15 protein-coding genes are annotated in these 17,331 nt (G+C 71.1%); 9 read left to right on the top strand and 6 right to left on the bottom strand.

Annotated elements, in window-relative coordinates; translation table 11 throughout:
• Positions 1–389 precede the first annotated feature (389 nt).
• Positions 390–1,061: an ABC transporter ATP-binding protein gene (locus tag IPT68_RS01560; protein ID WP_308438753.1), complete on the top strand. Its 672-nt coding sequence runs from the start codon at positions 390–392 to the stop codon at positions 1,059–1,061.
• On the top strand, positions 1,061–3,637 hold the full coding sequence (locus tag IPT68_RS01555; RefSeq protein WP_189697528.1) for an FtsX-like permease family protein: 2,577 nt from the start codon (positions 1,061–1,063) through the stop codon (positions 3,635–3,637). The genes IPT68_RS01560 and IPT68_RS01555 overlap by 1 nt, the downstream gene beginning before the upstream one ends.
• A gap of 80 nt (positions 3,638–3,717) precedes the next feature.
• Here IPT68_RS01555 and IPT68_RS01550 read toward each other — a convergent pair whose 3' ends face one another.
• Positions 3,718–4,698 (bottom strand): GlxA family transcriptional regulator, encoded by a 981-nt coding sequence (locus IPT68_RS01550; RefSeq protein ID WP_228040170.1) that lies wholly within the window; start codon positions 4,696–4,698, stop codon positions 3,718–3,720.
• Positions 4,699–4,968: 270 nt separating this feature from the next.
• Between IPT68_RS01550 and IPT68_RS33710 the strand changes: the two genes are divergently transcribed.
• Positions 4,969–5,616, top strand: a complete 648-nt coding sequence (locus IPT68_RS33710; RefSeq protein WP_228040698.1) for a tyrosine-type recombinase/integrase — start codon at positions 4,969–4,971, stop codon at positions 5,614–5,616.
• Here IPT68_RS33710 and IPT68_RS01540 read toward each other — a convergent pair.
• On the bottom strand, positions 5,602–6,042 hold the full coding sequence (locus tag IPT68_RS01540; RefSeq protein WP_189697529.1) for an ATP-binding protein: 441 nt from the start codon (positions 6,040–6,042) through the stop codon (positions 5,602–5,604). The genes IPT68_RS33710 and IPT68_RS01540 overlap by 15 nt on opposite strands.
• A 340-nt stretch (positions 6,043–6,382) precedes the next feature.
• Between IPT68_RS01540 and IPT68_RS01535 the strand changes: the two genes are divergently transcribed.
• The 3 genes from IPT68_RS01535 to IPT68_RS01525 all read left to right on the top strand — a co-directional run bounded on the left by IPT68_RS01535 (position 6,383) and on the right by IPT68_RS01525 (position 7,567).
• Entirely contained in the window at positions 6,383–6,772 is a 390-nt protein-coding gene (locus tag IPT68_RS01535) for a TIR domain-containing protein (RefSeq protein WP_189697530.1), read from the top strand.
• Positions 6,773–6,902: 130 nt separating this feature from the next.
• On the top strand, positions 6,903–7,067 hold the full coding sequence (locus IPT68_RS01530) for a sensor histidine kinase (protein ID WP_189697531.1): 165 nt from the start codon (positions 6,903–6,905) through the stop codon (positions 7,065–7,067).
• Positions 7,068–7,144: 77 nt separating this feature from the next.
• The gene (locus IPT68_RS01525; protein ID WP_189697532.1) at positions 7,145–7,567 is read left to right on the top strand and encodes a YkvA family protein; all 423 of its coding nucleotides are present in this window, start codon (positions 7,145–7,147) and stop codon (positions 7,565–7,567) included.
• A gap of 236 nt (positions 7,568–7,803) precedes the next feature.
• Here IPT68_RS01525 and IPT68_RS01520 read toward each other — a convergent pair whose 3' ends face one another.
• Positions 7,804–8,367 (bottom strand): Chromate resistance protein ChrB, encoded by a 564-nt coding sequence (locus IPT68_RS01520; protein WP_228040168.1) that lies wholly within the window; start codon positions 8,365–8,367, stop codon positions 7,804–7,806.
• A 396-nt stretch (positions 8,368–8,763) separates the two neighbouring features.
• Here IPT68_RS01520 and IPT68_RS01515 point away from each other — a divergent pair, with 396 nt between their 5' ends.
• From IPT68_RS01515 to IPT68_RS01505, 3 genes are all read left to right on the top strand, one after another.
• Positions 8,764–9,963: a S8 family peptidase gene (locus tag IPT68_RS01515; protein ID WP_189697533.1), complete on the top strand. Its 1,200-nt coding sequence runs from the start codon at positions 8,764–8,766 to the stop codon at positions 9,961–9,963.
• 1,181 nt (positions 9,964–11,144) lie between these two features.
• Positions 11,145–12,347 (top strand): carboxylate-amine ligase, encoded by a 1,203-nt coding sequence (locus IPT68_RS01510; RefSeq protein ID WP_228040167.1) that lies wholly within the window; start codon positions 11,145–11,147, stop codon positions 12,345–12,347.
• 533 nt (positions 12,348–12,880) lie between these two features.
• Positions 12,881–13,378, top strand: coding sequence for an Hsp20/alpha crystallin family protein (locus IPT68_RS01505; protein ID WP_189697534.1), 498 nt, complete (start codon positions 12,881–12,883; stop codon positions 13,376–13,378).
• A gap of 197 nt (positions 13,379–13,575) precedes the next feature.
• Here IPT68_RS01505 and IPT68_RS01495 read toward each other — a convergent pair whose 3' ends face one another.
• The 3 genes from IPT68_RS01495 to IPT68_RS01485 are packed head-to-tail and all read right to left on the bottom strand — an operon-like array spanning position 13,576 to position 17,319.
• Entirely contained in the window at positions 13,576–14,676 is a 1,101-nt protein-coding gene (locus tag IPT68_RS01495; protein ID WP_189697535.1) for an ABC transporter ATP-binding protein, read from the bottom strand.
• A 1-nt stretch (position 14,677) separates the two neighbouring features.
• Positions 14,678–16,252, bottom strand: coding sequence for an ABC transporter permease (locus IPT68_RS01490; RefSeq protein ID WP_373300530.1), 1,575 nt, complete (start codon positions 16,250–16,252; stop codon positions 14,678–14,680).
• 2 nt (positions 16,253–16,254) lie between these two features.
• The gene (locus tag IPT68_RS01485) at positions 16,255–17,319 is read right to left on the bottom strand and encodes an iron ABC transporter substrate-binding protein (protein ID WP_228040164.1); all 1,065 of its coding nucleotides are present in this window, start codon (positions 17,317–17,319) and stop codon (positions 16,255–16,257) included.
• Between the last annotated feature and the right edge of the window lie 12 nt (positions 17,320–17,331).

Here is a 17,331-nt window from a genome sequence, read left to right as displayed (position 1 = left end):
GGGCAGGAGACGGCCCACGTCTCATCATTCCGGTCATCCGCCTCAGGGACGAGATGGGTGCGCTGATGCGGCACACAGTTGAAGGTCAGGGCCCAGTGGACTGCCCGCGACGATCGAGGTCTCCGTCGACCGGCTGATTCCGTTTCCCGGCTAGCCCGTGTGGACGACTCCGGTGTTCACCGTTGCGGCCGAGGAGGCGACGACCTGCCCGGCATGCAATGGAACAGGGCCCTCAGGAGGGCGCCCCGCCAACCCGAACGGACAGGGAGACAGACGTGAGCCTGTGGACTCCAGCGGTAGCCGCGCCCGGCGTGGCGCCGCGCGACGCACAGCATGCGGTTCGACTGCACGAAGTGACCAAACGGTACGGGCAAGGCCCGCGAACGGTTGTGGCACTCGACCGGATCAGCGTGGACCTCCCCGCGGGCACCTTCACGGCGGTCATGGGTCCCTCCGGCTCGGGCAAGAGCACGTTCCTGCACTGCGCGGCGGGACTGGACCGCCCGACCTCCGGCTCGGTCATGCTCGGAGCCACGGAACTGTCCCGCATGAAGGAAGCACCCCTGACCAGGTTGCGGCGCCGCCGCATGGGGTTCGTGTTCCAGGCGTTCAACCTGGTGCCCTCACTCACCGTCGAGCAGAACATCGTGCTGCCGCTGCGGCTCGAACGCCGCACACCCGACCAGGCCTGGTTCCAGCAGATCGTCGCCAGGATGGGGCTGTCGGAACGTCTCCACCACGTACCGGCCGAGCTGTCCGGCGGCCAGCAGCAGCGTGTGGCGATCGCCCGTGCCCTCGTCACCCGCCCTGACGTGATCTTCGCCGACGAACCGACCGGCGCTCTCGACCCCGCCACGGCCCACGACATCCTCGTCCTGCTGCGGCAGGCCGTCACAGACATGCACCAGACCGTGGTGATGGTGACCCACGACCCGGTCGCCGCCGCTCACGCCGACAGCGTCGTCTTCCTGGCCGACGGCAGCATCGTCTCCACCCTGACTTCGCCGACCGCGGACCGGGTCGCCGCGATCATGACCGGCCTGCGCAGGGCGGCCGCCTGATGGTGCGACTCGCGTTTGCCACCGTACGGGCCCGCAAAGGCGGCTTCGTCGGTACTTTCGTGGCCCTGCTGCTCGGCTCGGCCGTGGTCAGCGTGTGCGGCATCCTCATGGAGTCGGGCCTACGCACCTCCATGCCGCCCGAGCGGTACGCCGCCGCCGATGTCGTGGTCAGTGGACGGCAGCACGCGAGGCTCCAGCTCAAGACCGTGGAAGGACCCCAGCCCGTCAAACAGCCGCTGGTCGAGAAGGTGCCGGTGCGGGCGGACCTCGCCCGGCGCATCGCCTCGGTTCCCGGCGTGGCGGACGTGACCGCGGACATCGCGGTGCCGGCCGACCTCATCGGCCAGGACGGCCTTCCCCTCGCCGGAGCGAACGGAGCAGAGACCACCGGTCACAACTGGTCCAGTACCGGCCTGGGGCCCTACCGGTTGACGTCGGGGCGTGCCCCGAGCGGAGACCGGGAGGTCGTGCTCGATCAGGACCTGGCCCGGCGGGCGGGGGCCGCGGCGGGTGAGACGGTGCTGCTGATGACGGGCTCCACGCCGGAGGCCTTCCGCGTCACCGGCGTCGTCGCGCTGGACGGGGACCCGTCCCCGCGCCGCTCCGTCCTGTTCTTCACCGACGGCCGGGCCGAGCGCCTGGCGGCCCGCACGGGCTTCGTCGACGCCTTCGGGATACGAGCCGCAGCCGGGACCGGCGCCGGAGAACTGGCCGACGCCGTCTCCGACGCCCTGGCCGATCCGGATCTGGCCGTGGTGACCGGCGACGCTCGTGGCAAAGCCGAATTCCTGGACGTGGCCACCACCGGCTCCACCCTGGTGCTTCTCGCATCGGCGGTCGGCGGCAACATCGTCGTCGTCACGGTCTTCGTCGTGGCGAGCACCCTGTCCCTGTCCATCACCCACCGCCGCCGTGAGGTGGCACTGCTCCGCGCTGTAGGGGCCACTCCTCGTCAGGTCCGACGCATGGTGGCGGCCGAGGCGCTGACGGTGGCGGTGTCGGGCGCCGTGCTCGGATGGCCGCTCGGCATCGCCGTGGTCCACTGGATTCGCGACCACCTGGCCCGGCACGGCTTCGTCCCGCGCGACTACGAGCTGGTGATCGGGCCACTGCCCGCGGTGGGGGCGGCGTTGATCGCCATGGCCACGGCGTACACGGCGGCACGCGTCGCCGCCCGCCGTGCCACGCGGGTCCGGCCGTCGGAGGCGCTCGGCGAGGCCGCCGTCGAACGCGCGGAACTCGGCAGAGGCCGCCTGATCACAGGAGGAGTACTGGTCCTGGGCGCGGTCGGGCTGTTCGTGACCGGGCTGACGCAGGGCGGCGACTTCGCCGCGCTCGCCGGGTTCGCCAACTCCCTGGTTCTCGTCGTGGTGATCGCCGCGTCGGTATGGGGACCCGTCCTCGCCCGTGCGGCCACGCGTGCGCTGACCCCGCTGCTGAGAATGAACCAGGGACCGGGGTTCCTGGCGGCGGCGAACATCTCGGCTCATGCGCGGCGCCTCGCCGGCGCCGTCATACCGCTGGTGCTGTCCGTCTCGTTCGCCGCGACCGTGGTGTTCGCCGAGACCACCACCCAGCACACGGCCGAGCGGCAACTGCGCGCCGGTAGCGTCGCCGACCACGTACTGACGTCCTCGGCGGGCCTCGCACCCGAAGTCGCGCACGCGGTGCGTGAGCTGGACCAGGTGGAAGCCGCGACCGGTGTGGTCAGGTCGAAGGTCGTCGCGGTCACGCCGGACGCGGACGAGGAAAGGGAAAGCCTGGTGTCGCTCGGCGCGCAGGGCGTCGAACCCGGAGGGCTGCACAGGACGATGGATCTCCAACCCCGCGAGGGCAGTCTGGGGCGGCTGAACGACGGCACGGTCGCGCTCAGTACGGTCGCGTCCTCCTGGCTGGATCGCGGCGTCGGCGACACCGTGCGGCTGGTACTGGGCGACGGCACCGCACTCACGCCGAGGGTCGTCGCCGTCTACGAGCGTGGTCTGGCCTTCGCGGACGTCACCTTCGACCACGATCTGCTGCTGGCGCACACGACGGCGCGCCGCGACGATTCGGTCCTGGTCCGTGCCGCCGAGGGAGTGGACGACCTGGCCCCGGCGCTGGCCGAAGTGGCCCAGCGGTATCCCGGCACCGTCGTACAGGACCGGCTCGATCTGGACAGACAGCTCGAGCAGCAGAAGGCGAACGCCTGGGTCAACTATCTCCTCGTCGGGCTGATCATCGCCTACGCGGGCGTGACAGTGGTGAACACCCAGGCCATGAACACGGTCGCACGGCGCAGAGAGTTCGCGCTGCTCCGTCTGGGCGGCATGACCCGCGCACAGGTGATGCGGATGATGCGGTGGGAGGCCCTGGCCGTCGTCCTCGCCGGTGTGGGGATCGGAACGCTGGCGTCGGTACCTGCGCTCCTCCTGGTCTCACTCGCCCTCACGCAGAGTCTTCTGCCCACGGTGCCCCCGCTGCTGTACTTGGCCATCGCCGGCGGAACAGCACTTCTCGCGGCCACGGCCGCACTGCTTCCGGCACGGCTGATGCTGCGGACGCGACCCGTCGACGCGATCGGGTCGCGGGAGTAGACGAGCCCGGCCCGGCGGACGCCGACGGGATGCGCCGGCGCACGGGCCCCGCATGGCCGAGGTGGCTTCCGGGCCCTCGGTCACGCGGGGTGCGTGGTGCGGAACCGCGCCCGATACGCACTGGGTTTGACCTTCAGTACGCGCTGGAACGCCCTGCGCATGGTCTCCACCGAACCGAACCCACTGCGGCGGGCCACGGTGTCGAGGGGATCGCTGCCGCTCTCGAGGAGGGCCTGAGCGGCCTCCAGCCTGATCCGTTCGACGAACTGGGCGGCGGTCATCCCCGCCTCGGCCCGGAACAGACGGGTGAGGTGCCGTTCGCTCACACCGGCCCTGGCCGCCATGGCGGCCAGGGTGTGGTCCCCGCGTGGATCAGCGGTCACGCTGTCGAGCACGTTCCTGAGCACCGAGTCCGTGCCGTACTTCGCACCTTGGCGCACGGAGAACTGGGACTGCCCGCCCGGCCGGGCCATGAACACGACGAGGTACTTGGCAGCGGCCCGTGCGACGTCCGCACCGAGGTCGGTCTCCACCAAGGACAGGGTGAGATCGATACCGGCGGTGATCCCGGCCGATGTGACGTAACGCCCGTCGCGTACGAAGATCGCGTCGAGGTCGACGTCGATGTTCGGGTAGTGCGCCGCGAGATCGGCGGCGAGGCGCCAGTGCGTGGCCGCGCGACGGCCGTCGAGCAACCCTGTGGCGGCCAGCGGGAACGCGCCCGCGCAGACGGCGGCCACGGTGCGCGAGTCGGCTGCGAGACGGGAGATGCCCTCGACGAGGGGAAAGTCGGAGACCGCGGCCCGCCAGTCGGGCCGTCCGGGGATCATGAGGGTGTCGATGGCGAAGCCGACGTCGGGCAGGGCCAGGTCGGGGACGAGCTGGAGCCCGCCGGTGGTCGTCACGGGTTTGCCGTCCACGGAGGCCGTCGCGGTCCGGTAGTTGCCCCCGTACTCGTTCGCGGCGGCGTAGACCTCGAGCGGCCCGGTCACATCCAGAATCTGCACGCCGTCGAACAGGACCATGAGGACCTGGTGCGGCGGCACAGGCGACCCGTTCATAGGAGAAGCCTTCTCCTCGGCGGGGGCCGGGGCAAGCCTCTGCGTCGGCGCTGGACGCTGGAAGGTCAGGTGCCGCAGCCGCGGCAGCGCTCAGCCGGCGAACACCTGTGACAGCGGAAGGACGGCCGTTGGGAAGGCAGCGCCTACGTTCTGACGACGGACGGCACGTACCAGCGGCGCAGCGTCTACGGCAAGACCGATGAGGCGCACGAGAAGCTGACCGAGCTCAAGGCCGACTCCCTCAACGGGTTGCCGGTCGCCACCAGCGAGATGACCATCGGCGAGTACCTGACGTACTGGCTGGTGAACGTCGCCCGGGGCAAGGTGCGCAGGACGACGTACGTCAACTACGAATCGCTCGTCCGCAACTACGTCACGCCCGAGTGCGGCAGGAAGAAGCTGGCCCGGCTCACCGCCCGCGACATTCGGGCCTTCCTGACCAAGACGGCGACGACCTGCCAGTGCTGCGCGCAGGGCGGCGGGGGCCGCCGGAGCGGTGGCGGAGACAGGGAGCGGCGGCGGCCACGGGCCGCCCGGGATCAAGGGGGTGCGGATGCGGGTGAAGCCGGGCGAGAGCCGCCACGGCAGCTTCGTCCTCCACCGAAGCGGAAACCGGCCTGGTCGCCGCGCCCAGCGCACCGACTGAGCGTGCCCGGCTCACCGTCGAGTCCGACGCCATCGGCGAACGCGTCATTGCCTGGGGCCGCCGGTTCAAGGTGGACCCCATCACCGCCCTGGGCGACGGCGAACTCACCGACGCCAGGGCCGCCGAGTTACGCAGACGCCAAGGTCGCCGGATACATCGCCAGGTACTCCACGAAGAACGCTGAAGGTGCGGGGACCGCGGACCGCACTCTGATGTGCCGCCCCTGCGCCGTCCCGATCCCTGCCGCCCGTGCTCCGTCAGGGAAGACCTGACGCGGATGCGCTGACGCGCCCGCAGGGCAGCACAGCCTCGATGCAGTAACCGTCCGTTTGCCGCTCGACACTCATCCTGTCGCTGAGCACCCGGACGATCTCCATACCGCGGCCGGACTCGTCCGCAGCACGCCTGACGGCCGAGCCCCCGTGCCCCGGCTCCCGCCCGAAGTCGACCACGGAAATACGCAACGAGAACTCGGACAGTGCCAGGGCTATGGCCATCTTCGACCGCCCGTGCTCGGCCGCGTTGGCCGCCAGTTCCCCGAGCACCGCGATCGCGGTGTCGCGCTCATCCAGCGTCAGGCCCCACTGATCCAGCAACGCGGTGCCGAAATGCCGCGCCATCCGGACGTAGGGCGCCTCTGCCGGCAGAGCCAGGGTGGCTTCGATGCCGGGGTGGTCATAGGAAGCGTTACCGCACATGATCCGCATTCCTCGCTCGGGAAGTGGCCTACCCACGGCGAACTGCCGCGGCATTCGTTCTCAACCGATGAGGAAACGGTGCCGAAGGCCACGGGAGCAGACACGCACACCGCATTTGGGGACATCCGCCCGAGGCAGGGCGACGTGGGGTGCTGAAGGCGAGGGGCCGGCAGTGGTGCAGCCGGCCACGTCTTGCTCGCCTACCCTTCGGCATCGGGGCCGATCCGCTACCTGGCCATGACGTGAACGCGGGTCCAGGCGCGCAGCTGGTCAGGTGCGTCGGACACCCTCGTTCTCGTCTCCGCAGGCACCCCTTGGACCACACCACCAGGAGGAACCAGTGTCATACCCGCAACTGCTCACCCCCGAGGAGAAGCTCGCCGACGCGAAGAAGCTGTTGGGCCTCCCGCGTATCGTCGTGATCTGCGGCTCCACCCGCTTCATGCCCGAGATGAACGAGGCCGATCTGCGGGAGACCAAAGCCGGAAAGATCGTCGTCAAACCGGGCTGTGACATGAAGTCGCCGCACGAACTCTGGTCCGATCCTGTCGAGGCCGAGGCGCTGAAGGTTCGACTCGACGATCTGCACCGGGCGAAGATCCGGCTCGCGGATGAGGTGCTCGTAGTCGGCGACTACATCGGAGACAGCACCCGAGCGGAAATCGCCTACGCCCGGTCGCTGGGCAAGCCCGTGCGGTTCACGCACCCCGAAGTCGACCCTGACGCCTGACCGCCCGCTGCCACCTCGACGACCAGGGCCGGCAGCCCGCCGCCTGACTGTCTTGCGGTGGCTTCGGCCGCAGCCCACCCCACACCCTCACTGCCGCACCGAACTTCACGTCATCCGGGCAGCCCTTGAGGTGCCATCGGCAGACCGGGAGCGGGCCCTCGAACGGTTCAGGCGCGCCTTCGACTCCCACCGCGACGGCACCGGCCTCGGCCTGCCCGTCGTCCGCCACCTGGTCCGAGCCGCCGGGGGACGAGATCACCCTGCGCCCGGCCTGGGCGGCGGCCTCGACGCCTGAGTGGCTGATGTTACACCCGTAACATGACTACTGGAGGGGGCGGCGCGTCCGCTCGACAGCGACCGGCGGAGTGAGCGATGAACGACATCTGGCAGATGCTGATCGGCATCGCCGCCGGCCTGCTGGTGTGCTGGCTGATCCTGTTGGCCGCCCTCGCTCTTGCCCGGCCCAAGGGCGACCTGCTCACCGAGGCCGTCCGGCTCCTGCCCGACCTGCTGCGCCTGGTCTCCCGCCTCGCCCGCGACCGCACCCTGCCCCGCCGCACCCGCGCCCTGCTGTGGGTGCTGGCCGGCTATCTGGCCCTGCCCGTCGACCTGGTCCCCGACGTCATCCCGGTCCTCGGCTACGCCGACGACGCCATCGCCGTCGCCCTCGTGCTGCGCGCCGTCATACGCCGCTCCGGAGCGGACGCGCTCACGCGGCACTGGCCCGGAACGGATGACGGGCTCGCCGTCGTGCGCCGCCTTGCCGGACTCGGGGCAAGCGCACCCCGCCAGTAGCCGCCACGCCGGCCGCCTCGTGCTCGACGGCCCCGACCTGCAGTGGCCGCTGATCGGCCGCTTCGCTGCCGGTGCGATCCCAGCCGCCGTCGGCCGACGCATGCTTTGACGACGGGGGCCGTCGGCGCCCTGCTCTCGCTGCGCGTCCTGCCGCTCGGTGCCGCCCAACGCTTCGGACTGGTCGTCCAGGGACCGCTGTTCCTGCCCAGACCGTGAACCGCGCACTCGATGCCGCCCTACCCGGACGGGGTCGCGCCGTCCGCGTCCTCCCCGGCCAGCGCCGCCGTCGCGAACGCGGCCAGCGTCTCCCCGGCCCGCACCAGTTCGGCCCGCACCAGGTCGCCCCGCGGTGCGTCGAAGTAGTCGCGGGACTCGATCTTCGCCACCCACGAGCGGAACCCCTCCAGGTCGGCCTCGGACTCCTCCACCTCGGCGAAGATCGCCCGCCCGCGCCCGGATTCCCTCGCCAGCTCCGAGAAGAAGGACGGCAACCGTTCCAGCACCTCCGCGTACTCGCGATCGACCGTGGCGGTCATCTCCCCGGCAAGTTCTCGCCGCTCGCCCTCATCGGCGACCTCGATGTGCACCACCCGCATCCGCCCGCCGTCGGCCAGTACCCGCTCACCCAGCTCCGCCACCGCGGCAGCCACCGCAGGCCGTTCCGGCAGCAGACACACAGACTGCTGCAGATACAGCGCCCCCAGCCCTTTCAGCTTCCGCCACACGTGCATCCGCAACGACGAAGCGGCCCCGGCCGTCGTCACCGACACCAGCAGCCACCGCTCATCCACCTCACTCACCACACCGCGACCGTAACCCGACAACCGGCCTGGGATCAGACAGGCGATGTCGCCCGCGGGAGCTCGTGGACCCTGTGCGTGACGGCACTTCCCGAAGATCGCCCGGGCCACCGCACCGTCCCATTTCACTCCGTCGGCCCACCCATATGTGGCACGAGCAAGTATTGACGGAGTTCAGTCAAATCCCTTGCTGTGCAAGATCTTTCGTGGAACATTGAGTGCGGCCTCGCAGCGCCGTCAACGCCCGTTCATCAGCGGGTCGTTGGTGGCCGCTGGGCCTCCCTGGTGACGGACTGACCAACCGGCGCCAGGAGTCGTCCGGCGAGTCCGGGCGACAGAAACCCCGCACGGCCCGAATTGCCCGTAATCCGGACAGCGAAAGGTCTGGTTCTTCGCATGAGATCCACCGCGCGACGACTTCGCGCCCTGGTCCCCGCTGCCGTGCTCGCCGCAGGACTTCTCGCGGCCTCACCCACGCACGCGGCCGACCCCACGAACATCCGCACGGCTCCCGCCGACAGCGCGATCTCCGACAGCTGGATCGTGACCCTCAAGGACACCGCGCAAGCGTCGGTGCCGGCGGTCGCGGAAGGGCTGGCGGAGCGGTACGACGGCCGTCTCACCCACGTCTACCGCTCGGCGGTGCGTGGCTTCTCGGTGAAGATGAGCTCGGCGCAGGCGCACCGGCTCGCCGCGGACCCCCGTATCGCCCGGGTCGAGCAGGACGCCGAGGTCCGTATCGACGCCACCCAGTCCAACGCCACCTGGGGCCTGGACCGTATCGACCAGCGCGCGCTGCCGCTGAGCACCACGTACACCTACAACACCACCGCTTCCGGCGTCCGTGTGTACGTCATCGACACCGGAGTGCGTGTCGGCCACAGCGAGTTCGGCGGGCGGGCGAGCATCGGCACCGACACCGTCGGCGACGGCCAGAACGGCAACGACTGCAACGGTCACGGCACCCATGTCGCCGGAACCGTGGCCGGATCGACGTACGGCGTCGCCAAGGCCGCCTCGATCGTGGGCGTGCGCGTCCTGAACTGTTCGGGGTCGGGCACCATATCCGGCGTCATCGCCGGCGTGGACTGGGTGACCGCCAATGCCGTCAAGCCCGCCGTGGCCAACATGAGCCTGGGCGGCGGCGCCAGCTCGTCACTCGACGCGGCCGTGCAGAACTCCATCGCCTCGGGCGTCACCTACGCGATCGCGGCGGGCAACGGCAACCAGGGCGGCCGGGCCCAGGACGCCTGCGGCTCCTCACCGGCCCGCGTTCCGGCGGCGCTCACGATCGGCGCCACCGACTCCACCGACACCAAGGCGTCCTGGTCCAACTACGGCACCTGCGTGGACCTGTTCGCCCCGGGCGTGAGCATCACCTCGGCCTGGATCGGCAGCGACTCGGCGACCAGGACCATCAGCGGCACCTCGATGGCGACTCCGCACACCGCGGGCGTCGCGGCCCTCTACCTCGCCGCCAACCCCTCGGCCACCCCGGCCCAGGTGGGGAGCGCGCTGACGGCCAACGCCACCACCGGCGTGGTCAAGAGCGGCGGCACGGGCTCGCCGAACAGGCTGCTGTACTCCCTGTTCTGAGGACACGTCACCGGCGGGCGGTGCTGACCGGCTCTCCGCCCGCCGGGCTCTGACGCTCCCACGTCTACGACGGCCGCTCGGCGCACCGCCGGGCGGCCGTTCGCCGGTCCTGACACGACGGGCGCAGTGACGGCTGTCCGGCACCCGGAGGACGCGCGACGCCCCACTCGGAGTCCGACGGTTCATGGCTCATCACCCGAGCGTGATGACTGACCGGGATCGTGCAGATGGCGACCTCGCGCCCACGGCAGCAGCGGGCTCGCCGACTGCGGTCCGTGCCCGGCCAGACAGAGCTTCATGGCGCACTGATCTTCGGCCTCGATGAACACCTGCTGTCCCCAATGATCACTGGGACGGCGCGCGACATCAACCGGTCGACGGCGCTCGACGGCGTTCCTCCGGCGAGTATGCGGGGAAGCGGACCCAGCCTCGTTCAGCGATGACGTTGCCGAGATCGCGGAACAACACCGCCCACGCCCGTGCTCTTCCTCCTCCGTCAGTGGCGTGGGCCCGCCTTCCGCAGGCTGCACCCGGACGTTGTGAAGGTCTCGGACCACTGGCTTCCGGCAATGCGTCGGGGCTGTTTCCGGAGAGACTGTCGGCGCGACCAGAGGTCATCGATGCCGGAGCGTCCAAGTCTCACCCCTACCGGGATGCCCGCCTTGCGACCTGCGGCACTGGACGTGCCAAGGCTTCTTGCCGAGACCGATTTGCCCGCCCAGCTGCTGAACGGCCCGCTCTTGATGCTCTTCGTCATGAGCGGCTCCGGTCCTCGGGGAGGACGAGCGGAACCGTGTGAGATAGGGGCTCCGCCTCGCGGGTCGGGCGCCGCGTACCCGTCGGGCTGCTCGGGTCACGCATCATTCGCGGCACCGGTGCCCGACCATCGTCGCTGGACTGCCGACCCGGCCTACTCCCGACCGGCCGCACTTCACCCCGCGCCCCGGCGGCCGTCCCGACCAGGCCCGACGGCCGTCGCGACCAGGACTGTGCCTGGCGGCCCAGCGAGCCGGACCGGCGTGTGTCGGCGCCCGCTCGTCCGAGAGCGGCTCACGTCGAACGGGCGGGCGGGCTTATCCATCAGCGATCGGGTCACTCGTGAACCGACATACACGCCGAAGTCCGCCAGTCAGGGGCGGAAACCCGACGGCGGCAGGCGTCCGCCTCGCCGAGGAGTGTTCGTGAGCGTTCGTATCGGTGTGGAGGAGGAGTTCCACGTCGTCGAGATGGAGAGCGGGATGCTCGTGCCGCGCGCCGCCCGGTGCTTGAGCCTGCTTCCCCGGCGGACGTTCAAGAGTGAACTGCACCAGTCCGTCGTGGAGTCGAACAGCGGGGTGCACACCTCGCTCGACGGCCTGTACGCCGACCTCACCGCGACCAGGCGCCGCCTCGACGCGGCCGCCTCCTCACTGGGCCTGGCAGTCGTGGCCGCGGGCACCGCGCCCCTGGCGCCCGGAGTCTTTGCGAGTCCGACCGCCGGGGCACGCTACCGCCGCATGGTCGAGGCCTATCGCAAGGTCGCCGAAGAACAGCTGATCTGCGGGGCCCAGGTCCACGTGGACGTGCCCGACCGCGACACGGCGGTGCGGGTCATGTGCGTGGTCTCGCCCTGGCTGCCGGTGCTTCTCGCGCTCTCCGCCAGCTCGCCGTACTGGCAGGGGTCCGACACCGGATACTCCAGCTGGCGCACCATGCTCTGGCAGCGCTGGCCGACGGCGGGCCCGCCCGGCTGTTTCGCGGACGCGGCGGACTACGACGGCGTGGTCAGGGACCTCATCAGGGCGGGGACCATCAGCGACGAGGGAATGATCTACTACGACGTACGTCCCAGCGCGCACCTTCGGACGCTCGAGCTGCGCCTGTGCGACGCCTGCCCCCGCGCCGAGACGGTCGTACTCGTCGCCGGCCTGTTCCGTGCCCTGGTGATCGACGCCCAGGAGAGGCTGCGGACCGGCCGCGCGCCGGACTGCCGGGGCCGACATGAATGGCTGCGCGGCGCCTCGTGGCGGGCCGCCCGGTGCGCCCTGGAAGCCACACTCGTAGACCCCGAGACCCACCAGGAAGCACCCGCGGGTCAGGTCGTGCGCAAGCTGCTCACGCGCATGCGCCCGGCTCTGGAAGCCCACGGCGACTGGCAGACCGTCCAGGCGCTGACCGAGGCGGCCCTCGCCGAGGGCTCCGCCGCGCGGCGCATACGCCGGGCCGCACACGACGAGGATCTGCTGGCCTGCGTCGACATGCTGATCGCCGAGACCCGGGGTGAACGCCGGCGCCCTCGGTCCACCCCCGTCGGCCACCCGGACGTCCACTCGGCCGTCGCTGGGGTGACGGGCTCCTTCTACCGGTCGGGGGCTTGGTCCGCTCGTCCGCCGATTGGCGGGTGAGGGCGTGGAAACGGGCAACCGGACCACCTCCCACCTTCCGGGCGTCAAGCCTCCGGCCCGGCACTGGACGGAGAGGGCGGGCGGCGGGACGACGGTGACGCGCGTACGGATGCGACGCGGGCCGGGCGCTCGGGAGCCATGGCGAACTCCGTGCGAACCCGCAGGCCTGAATAGTGCAGGCCGTGGCGGGTCGGACAGCGATCCACGTAGAGGGCGATGCAGGTCGTCGGCGACGCGGCGAACAGCTCCGGGGCGTGGGCGCGGTGTCCGCACCGCCTGCGTCCGTGGGCTGATCGACCATCCTGATGACCACGGACGTCCACGGATCGAGCCACAGGTCGGGGCGGGGCGGCTCGGTCCTCGGCGACGGCGATGCCCGACACGCGTCCGACGCCCTCACGCCTCGGCGAAGACGCGTACGGCAGCTGTGTGGACTTCCGCAGGTGCCGCCCGACCCTCCCGGTGGGGCCGGTCGGCCCAAGCGCGCGCAGTGCCCGGTGGAGAACGCTGGTATGGGAGAAGAGGTGAACGTCATGACCAGCACGATCGAGTGGCTCCCCGGCCTGCCCGTGCCGTCCGCCCCGACCGACTGGGCGGAGGCCGGCTTCCCCGTGATGCACACCGTTCCGGAAACGCACGGCATCCATGTGGAAGAGCGCCTGACCGACGGGACGTATGTGCTGCTGGCCGAGCTTCCGGGAGTCGACGCCGAGGACATCGAGATCACCATCACAGACGGTGTCCTGACCCTGCGCGCGCAGCGCAGCAGGGTGACCCCGGACAGGCAGTCCGTCTACGGCCACCGCACTCCGCTGCCCACTGGGGCGAAGGGCGAGGAGGCCACGGCGCAGTACGGGCACGGCGTCCTCACCATCACGATGCCGGTGCCGGTGCCGGTGCCGGTGCCGGTGCCGGTCCTGGACGGGCAGCCCACGGTGCCGGACCCGGCAATCCGCCTGCGGGCCGGGGACGAACGCCTGCTCGCCTCCCACTCCGCGACCGATCGGGAGATCCACACGGTGTTCCAGTGAGCGCCCCGATGCCGGGCACGCTGGGCTTCCAGCAACCCGGCTGAACCACGCGCCCCGCGCCCGATCACCACCGGCTCGGCGGAGCACTCCGTCGTGCGGCTGCTCGCGCTCCGAGACACGCGACAGCGCCGCGGCAGGATGCGACGCCGAGCCGTAGCCTCCCTCCGCACCGGCGCCCTTACCTGTTTCGTCCAGGTTCACCCCGGCCATGCTCCGCCGCCTCGGGGACGAGTGGCGACTGCGGGGCTCTGGACCGTGCGGGAGAAGGCTCGAGCGGCGCCGTGTACGCGCAAGCCGACTTCACTGCCGACGAGATGGGGGACCGAGGCCGGGTTGAAGATGCGGGCCGTAATCGGTGTTCCGTCCGTCAGCCGCAGCGCGAGCAGGGCGTCGTGGCCCCGGAAGTCACGGCGTACGACGGTCGCGGTGATCACTGCCGCACTGTCGGCCGGGACGACCTCGATCTGCTCGGGGCGCAGCAGTACCCGTCCGGGCGCGTACGGCGGACGGCCGTCCGTGGTGACGACCTGCACGGGGCCGAGCGGTGTGCGGGCCCCGTCGCCGGTCAGCTCGGCGGGCAGCCAGACGGCTTCGCCGACGAAGCCGGCGACCCAGGGATCGGCGGGCGCACCGTAGACCACGTCCGGAGGGCCGCTCTGCACGATCCGGCCGTCGTGCATGACGGCGACCTCGTCGGCGATCGACAGGGCCTCGGCCTGGTCGTGGGTGACGAGGACGGCCGTCGCGCCGTCGGCGCGCAGGGCGCCGCGTACGTCCTCGCGCACCTCGGCGCGCAGGGCGGCGTCCAGGGCGCTGAACGGCTCGTCGAGCAGGACGACCGGTGGGTGCGGGGCCAGCGCCCGGGCGACGGCCACGCGTTGTTGCTGGCCGCCGGAGAGGTGGTGCGGCATTCGGTCCTCGCATCCGGCGAGGCCCACCAGCGCCAGCACGGTTTCGATGCGGCCGGTCCGTCGGCTGTGCCGGTCGAGCCCGTAGGCGACATTGCCGCGCACCGTCAGGTGAGGGAAGAGCGCGCCTTCCTGCGGGACGACCGCGATACGCCGCCGCTCCGGCGGCACGGTACGGCCGGGGGCGGCGATCCGGTGGCCGTCGAGCCTGATCTCTCCGGCGTCCACGGGTTCGAATCCGGCGATGCAGCGCAGCAGCGTGGTCTTGCCGCTGCCGGAGGGGCCGAGCACCGCGGTCAGTGTTCCGGAGCGGACCGTCAGGTCCACGCCGCGCATGGCCCGCACCTCGCCGAAGGACTTGTGCACCGCGGTGACACGCAGCTCCGCCATGTCAGCTTCCTCCTCCCCGAACCGCCCGGGTGAGGACGCCGGTACGGGCCGACAGCCACCAGGTCGGTACCGCGGCCAGCAGCACCAGGAGCGCGGCGTAGGGCGCGGCGGCCGCGTATGCGGAGACCGATGTCCGGCTCCACAGCTCGGTGGCGAGGGTGTCCGTCCCGGTCGGCCGCAGCAAGAGGGTGGCGGGCAGCTCTTTCATGCAGGTGAGGAAGACCAGGATCGCGCCGGCGCCGATACCGGGGGCGGTCAGTGGCACGGTGAGCGTGCGCAGCACATGGGATGTGCGGCGGCCGAGCGAGCGGGCCACCTCCTCCAGGGCCGGCGGGGCCTGCAGCGCGGCGGTGCCGACCGCTGCGACGGCCAGCGGGAGGAAGAGCGCGGCGTAGGCCAGGGCGAGCAGCCAGACGCTCTGGTAGAGCGGGTAGGCCACGTTGATGCCGAAGAACACGAGGGAGAGGCCGATGACCAGGCCGGGCAGCGCGTGCGAGAGGTAGGCCAGGCGGTCCAGGACGACGGCGACGGTGCCGGGCGCGCGGGCGCCCAGCAGTCCCAGTGGCAGGGCGAGCAGCATGGTCAGGCCCGCACCGGCGGCGGAGACGGTGAGCGAGTTCCCCGCCGCCGTGGCCAGTCCGGACAGTGCGCCCGGCCGTGACACGCCCTCGCCGAACCATCGCGCGAGGCTCGCCGCCGGTACGCCGAGCGCCGGGCCCGCCGTGCCGACCAGACCGGATACGGCGAGCCACCGCAGGCGGCCCAGGCGCAGCCGTGCCGGTGGGCGGCCCGCGCCGCCCAGGCGGGCGTAGCGGGCGGCACGCCGTCGGGTCAGCTGTTCGCCCGAGACGATGAGCATGGTGAGGACGACCAGTACGGTGGCGAGTACGAGTGCGCCGGCGCGGTCGAAACCGAGGCTGATGGAGGTGAAGACGGCCGGGGTGAAGACGTCCGCCCGCAGGACGGAGACCGCACCGAAGTCGGAAAGCACATACAGCGCCACCAGGAGCGCCCCAGCCCCGACCGCGGGTCGGACCTGGCGCAGCGTCACCCTGAGGAACGTGCGCCACGGGCCGCTCCCCAGGGATCGGGCCACCTCCTCCTGTGCAGGGTCGGCGCTCGTCAGCGCGGCGGCGACCGGGAGGGAGACGTACGGGTACGACACCAGCGTCAGGACCAGCGCGGCCGCCCAGAACCCCTCGAAGGCCTCCACCGTGGAGACCCAGGCGAAGGCCGCCACGTAACTGGGCACCGCCAGCGGCAGCGCGGCCAGGACCCCGAACAGTCGCCGCGCAGGCAGGTCGGTGCGCGTGACGAAGAACGCCAAAGCCACGCCGAGCGCCGTGCACGACGTGGTCACCACCCCGGCCAGCGCCAGGCTGCGCGTCGCGAGTTCCCCGGTCCGCGCCCTGAACAACTCCTCGCTGATGCGGGCCCAGCCCGCGTCACCGACCCGCACGCCCAGATACGCCAGCGGGATCAGCGCCACCGCGACTGCGGCCACCGCGGCAACCGCCAGCGCCGGGCGTGGCACGAGCCGCCGCACCCGGCGGCGCACGACGGCCACCGATGCCATGGTCAGGCCAGCCCCGAGTCCCTGATCATCTCGACCGTCGTCCGTAGGTCGTCGAGGTCGTCGAGGTCGATGTCGGGAGTGTTCAGCGAGGACAGCTGCGGCAGGCCGGGCGCACTGGCGACACCGGCCACCAGCGGATATTCGTACGTCTCCTGGGCGAAGTAGGTCTGTGCCCGCCTGCCGAGCAGGTAGTCGACGAAAGCGCGGGCGTCGGGATCGTCGTCGGCCCCCTTCAGGACGCCGACGCCGGAGACGTTGACGAGGGCGCCGATGTCCCCGTCCGGGAAGAAGTGGTTCTTCGCCTTGAGCGCGTCGACGGTGGTGCCCTTCTCCTTGGCCAGCTCGTACACGTAGTAGTGGTTGACCAGCCCTGTGGCGAGCCTGCCTTCGTCGACGTCGGCGACGATGGGCGCGTTGCCCTCCCTGATCTGCGCGTCGTTGGTCTTGAGACCGTTCAGGAAGTCCTGGGTGCGCTCGTCGCCGTGCTCGACCCGCATCGCGGTGATGAACGCCTGGAACGAGCCGTTGGTCGGCGCGATGCCCACCTTTCCCTTCCACTCCGGCTCGGTCAGCTCGAACACCGACTGGGGCAGGTCGTCCTCGGCCACCTGGCCGACGTTGTGGACCATGGTGCGCGAGCGGCCGGTCACTCCCACCCACTGCCCGGCTTCGTCCCGGTAGGCGGCCGGTACCTTGTCCAGCACCTCGTCCGGCAGTCCGGCGAACAAGTCGTCCCCGGCCACCGCCCCCAAAGCCCCCGCCTCCTGGGCGAGGAAGACGTCCGCAGGTGTTCGGCTGCCCTCTTCCTGCAACTGCGCGGCCATGGCGGCCGTATCGCCGTAGCGCACCTCGACGGTGATGCCGCTGGCCTTCTCGAACTCGTCCAGCACCGGCTCGACCAGGGGCCTGCTGCGACCGCTGTACACCGTGACCTCCTGGTCGGAAGCCCGACCGGCCGGGTGTGCTCCCTCACTGTCGTCGGCACAGCCCGCAAGGCCCAGCGTCAGCACAGTGCAGACGGCGACCGAGGCGACGACTCTCGGGCTGGTACGCGTGTGGTCACTCACCGGTCGTCTCCC

Origin of the sequence: Streptomyces chromofuscus, from assembly GCF_015160875.1 — a bacterium.
In the GTDB taxonomy this organism is placed as follows: domain Bacteria; phylum Actinomycetota; class Actinomycetes; order Streptomycetales; family Streptomycetaceae; genus Streptomyces; species Streptomyces chromofuscus.
This window is presented reverse-complemented; position numbering and strand designations above follow the sequence as displayed.

Coding starts and splice junctions, on each gene's coding strand:
- IPT68_RS01555 (WP_189697528.1), top strand. CDS start 1,061: ATGGTGCGACTCGCGTTTGCCACCGTACGGGCCCGCAAAGGCGGCTTC.
- IPT68_RS01550 (WP_228040170.1), bottom strand. CDS start 4,698: ATGAACGGGTCGCCTGTGCCGCCGCACCAGGTCCTCATGGTCCTGTTC.
- IPT68_RS33710 (WP_228040698.1), top strand. CDS start 4,969: ATGACCATCGGCGAGTACCTGACGTACTGGCTGGTGAACGTCGCCCGG.
- IPT68_RS01540 (WP_189697529.1), bottom strand. CDS start 6,042: ATGTGCGGTAACGCTTCCTATGACCACCCCGGCATCGAAGCCACCCTG.
- IPT68_RS01525 (WP_189697532.1), top strand. CDS start 7,145: ATGAACGACATCTGGCAGATGCTGATCGGCATCGCCGCCGGCCTGCTG.
- IPT68_RS01515 (WP_189697533.1), top strand. CDS start 8,764: ATGAGATCCACCGCGCGACGACTTCGCGCCCTGGTCCCCGCTGCCGTG.
- IPT68_RS01505 (WP_189697534.1), top strand. CDS start 12,881: ATGACCAGCACGATCGAGTGGCTCCCCGGCCTGCCCGTGCCGTCCGCC.
- IPT68_RS01495 (WP_189697535.1), bottom strand. CDS start 14,676: ATGGCGGAGCTGCGTGTCACCGCGGTGCACAAGTCCTTCGGCGAGGTG.
- IPT68_RS01490 (WP_373300530.1), bottom strand. CDS start 16,252: ATGGCATCGGTGGCCGTCGTGCGCCGCCGGGTGCGGCGGCTCGTGCCA.